General features: G+C 37.7%; 3 protein-coding genes. 2 read left to right on the top strand and 1 reads right to left on the bottom strand.

Features of this window, described 5'->3' with window-relative positions; all coding sequences use genetic code 11:
• Positions 1 to 130: 130 nt before the first annotated feature.
• Positions 131 to 484, top strand: coding sequence for a hypothetical protein (locus AB7E53_RS14185; RefSeq protein WP_079682991.1), 354 nt, complete (start codon positions 131 to 133; stop codon positions 482 to 484).
• Between the two features lie 102 nt (positions 485 to 586).
• The gene (locus AB7E53_RS14190) at positions 587 to 2,302 is read left to right on the top strand and encodes a sulfatase-like hydrolase/transferase (protein WP_446776411.1); all 1,716 of its coding nucleotides are present in this window, start codon (positions 587 to 589) and stop codon (positions 2,300 to 2,302) included.
• Between the two features lie 13 nt (positions 2,303 to 2,315).
• Here the strand turns inward: AB7E53_RS14190 and AB7E53_RS14195 are convergent.
• Positions 2,316 to 4,506 (bottom strand): ATP-binding protein (locus AB7E53_RS14195; protein WP_446776413.1); only part of this gene is annotated, 2,191 nt, incomplete at its 5' end.

The following is a 4,506-nucleotide window of genomic DNA, read 5'->3' on the forward strand; positions in this document are numbered from 1 at the left end:
ATAATTGATGGAAATTAGTATTCATTACTGTAGTTTTGATAAATTTAGATGGAAGCTATCCGACTGCTTCATATGGCTAAAATGAACTTTTTTATGTAGGTTTGCACCCTTAAATGATAATTTGATTAAAATGACAAAAGTACAAGCTTTACTGGCGGGATTACCCGATGAAACTAAACAACAATTTATTCCGCTGTTTGGAGATGTGGACAAGTTTTATACAGTTATGTATCTGATAGCAAAAAACGAACATATTACCGGTAATGAAAAGCCGGATCGCTACCAGGAAAGACTGGATGTGATCCGCCGAATTCGAAGCAAGGTAGAAAATATAGTTACATCATTCGGATTGGATGGCTCGGAACTGGTTGCCGACGTGGCCAGCGACTATTTTGAAGACTATGTTAATTTTAGGGAGCCTTCCATTATGCTTACTAACGAAGAGTTTGTCGGAACAATTAATAAAATAGCCGCTTTTAATTAATACTTAATAGCTTGTTAGTGTTTAAATTTGATTACATTTGCTGGTTTTATTTTTTATAATAAAGGTTTTAATAGGTGTTTTGAATTGTAAGTAGTTGAATATATGGCCCATTTCTCAAAAATTGTTCGTTGGATTGTAAGTCAGGAGCATCTGTATTTCTTATTCTCCCTGTTGCTTATTGTCCCAAATCTGGTTTTTTTTGTTACGGAGCCATTCTCTATCACAGTAGGAATTGCAGCTATCTTAATCCCTCTGGCTTGTGTTATGTGGCTGTTGCTGGTATTCAAAAAGCCTGGAATAATGGTGTGGCTGCTTCTTCCCAAGTTTGTTCTGGATGGGGGACAACTTATTCTGCTTTATCTTTTCGGAGAATCGGTTGTTGCCGTAGATATGTTTTTAAACCTTACCAGTTCGAATGCTTCGGAAGCAGGCGAATTGGTCGGAAATATATTGGTAATTATCCTCTGTGTTTTCTTTTTATATACATTGCCCACATTGTATCTTGCGTATCGCTCTGTGCGACTGAAAGATAAATTGTCGCAAAGTTTTAGAAAGAAGTGGGCTTTAGTGGCCTTGGCAATTTTTATAGCAGGAGGAACCTCCTATGTATTAACACCCGATAGAGAACAGGAAGTCTCTTTTAAAAAGGATGTTTATCCGGTCAATGCTCTTTATAATCTTTATTTTGCAATAGAGAAAGCCGGTAAAAACAAAAGATACCATGAAACTTCGGCCCATTTTACATTTAATGCAAAGAAAGATGAAACATCTTCTAAAAGGGAAATTGTAGTGCTTGTTGTAGGAGAAACCTCCCGGGCGATGGAATGGAGTTTGTATGGCTACGAAAGAGAAACGACTCCTCGGCTAGGTAAACAGGATGGATTGGTGCATTTTACCGATGTAATTACTCAATCTAATAATACTCATAAGAGTGTACCCATTATTCTTTCGGCAGCTTCGGCCGAGAACTATGAGGTGATATACAGTCAGAAAAGTATTGTGACTGCCTTTAAAGAGGCTGGATATAAAACAGTTGTTATTGCCAATCAGAAGCTTACCACCTCCATGATCGGTGCTTTTTATCGTGAAGCCGATCAATTTATTGATCTCAGCTCTTTCAAAACAGGCAGTCTTCTAACCTCTTTGCACGACGGGGCCGTTCTGCCTTATGTAGATAAAGCAATTAAGGAAAATACAGGCAATTTATTTATTGTGCTTCATACCTATGGATCTCATTTCAATTACCATGAAAGATATCCAAAGGAGTTTAGTATGTTTAAGCCTGATAAAGTGGCCGGAATACGTGCTGCTTATAAAAAAGAAATGCGCAATGCTTACGATAACTCGATACTTTATACAGATTATATTTTATCCGAACTTATCTCGAAGCTTAAACAAACCGGCGACTGCACATCGTTGGTGTATCTGTCTGATCACGGAGAAGATATTTTTGACGATGCGCGTGCCAGATATTTGCATGCATCGCCAATTCCAACTTACTACCAGCTCCATATACCTTATATTATCTGGTTTTCGGATGTATTCAGAACAGAATGGCCCGAAAAATACAGATCGGCAGTAAATCATCAGTCAGCGCCTGTAAGCACCAACAGTGTATTTCACACTGTTCTTGATTTAGGCGGTGTAAGCACATCACAATCTGATTCTTCTTTTGCGCTTACACAGCCGGCATTTAAGGTACGCGACCGTATGTATCTGGGAGATCATGATGATCCGATTCCTTTCTGGAAAATAGGGTTAAAAGAGCTTGATTTTAAAATGCTCGATAAATGGCAATTAACTTATGGCGAAAGATGATAGGCTAAAGTTTTTAGCTTAGAAAATTCGCAATGGTTTCATTCAGTAGTTTTACATCTACGGGTTTGGATAGATACTCTGATGCTCCGGCTTTTTTGGCTGTTTCAATGTCGGAATCAAATACATAGGCCGAAAGCATAATGATCGGGATTGTATTTGATTCTTTTCTTATGATTGTAAGAGCATCAAGCCCCGACATAACAGGCATCTTATTATCCATCAGAATCAAATCAATGTTTTCTCTTCTGAATATATCAATTGCCTCTTTGCCGTTCTTAGCTCTGATCAATTGATACTTATTCTTAAGAATGGTTTTAACCAACAGAAAGTTACTATCTTCATCTTCGGCAATCAGGATCGTTGATAAGCCATTCTTTGGTTGATTGGTTACTTGTATCTGTTGACTGTAGTCTTTGACTCCTTTATCGCAGTTGGGTACGATGCCATCCATTTCATAGGAAGCAGCATCCTGATCGGGTATGCGAACTTCAAAGCGTGTTCCTTCTCCTTGCTTGGATGTTACTTGAATGGTGCCATTGAACCTATCTACAATTACCTTGCAAATCGATAATCCCAGCCCGGCTCCCTGAGTAAATTCATTTTTCTTATAGAACCGGTCAAATACATTGTTTAGATCTTCTTCGGCAATACCCCGGCCTGTATCTTCCACAAAGAATTTGAGATATCCCTCTTTTTCTTTCGTGTAGCCAACTTTAATATAACCTTTAGTTGTAAACTTGATGGCGTTGTTTATCAAGTTTGTTATCACCTGATTCAGTCGGATACAGTCAATCATCAGAATTGATGTTTCATTAGGCACCTCCTTTATCAAGCGCAGATTGGATGGTATAATTACCTGATGTGTATTAATAATTTGCTCAATCAATTCGTTCACTTCGCAGCGGATATTCTTAAAGAGCATGGATCCACTTTCAATCCGTGCCAGATCCAGGATGTCTGATATAAGAGCCAAAAGCAATCTGCAGTTGTTGTTTATTGCGTCAATAAAGATAAGTCTATCTTCCTGGTCATATTCATCATCACAGGTTAGCAGGTTTGAGAATCCAACAATAGCATTTAGAGGCGTGCGAATCTCGTGACTCATATTTGCAAGAAAGGCACTTTTAAGTGCATCCGATTGCTTTGCTTTATCCCGGGCTGCTACAAGTTCTTCTTCCGTCTGTTTATACGACTGGATATCAATTACTATTCCAAAAATGAATTTCTTCGTACTCGCTTTGGGATCGTACATGGATGATAAACGGAATTCAAACCAGTTATATCCCTTATTATTTACATTAATACGGGCTTTAAAAGCAATCTTAGTCTCCAGATAGTAATCCGAACTTATCAAATCATGGAAGAGTTCAACATCATCCGGGTGAAGCAGTTTAATGAATTCGTCGTTGCTAATTAGATGACTCCCATCGTCATAAATTTGATAATGACTGAAGAACAGGGGACTAAAGTTAATTCCTTCATGGTTTTCGGGTATTCGAAGGGTAAAAATACTACCATTATTCATAGCAATATCCATCAGTTCGTTTTGAATCAGTTCGTTGGAGATATCTGTAAATGTAATAACGGTTCCATAGGCAATACCATCTCTGTAAATTCCTGCGATGTCTCCTTTAATAGGAAAATCTTTTACATTTGGAGATTTGATATAGGCAGCTTTATCAAATGAGAGGTTCTTTTCTTTTCCTTTTGTAGATAAGATCATTTCTTGTAGATAATATGTATTACCTGGAAGATGAATATCCAGTAAGGTGAAAAGGTTTGCTCCTATGTAGGAGGTGGCATCTCCTTTCAATTTCAAAAACTGCATGGCAGCTTTGTTTATTGTTAATACACAATTGGCTAAATCTAATGATATTACACCTTCTGGTATTGATTTAAGCGACAGTTCAAGCTCTTTACCTTGTTTAAGTAACTTATGCAGCGTATCTTTTTTCTGTCTGCTTTCTTCTTTATATAGAAGTATTAGTTGAGTGATGGCAACTAAAATAAAAACAAATACAATGCCTCCTCCGGTTTGCAGTGGTATTTTATATTTCTCATAAAACGGCATGTGGGCGATAAGCGTATTTTTAGGAAGATCTTTAATATTCAAGTCCCATTTTTTTATCTCTCTCCAGTCGAAGACCGGAACTTGCTCCATGTCTTTTATTGGGATGGATTTAATGGAGCGGCCTTTAAGTACT

The sequence above is a fragment of the Macellibacteroides sp. genome, from assembly GCF_050251695.1.
GTDB lineage: Bacteria > Bacteroidota > Bacteroidia > Bacteroidales > Tannerellaceae > Macellibacteroides > Macellibacteroides fermentans.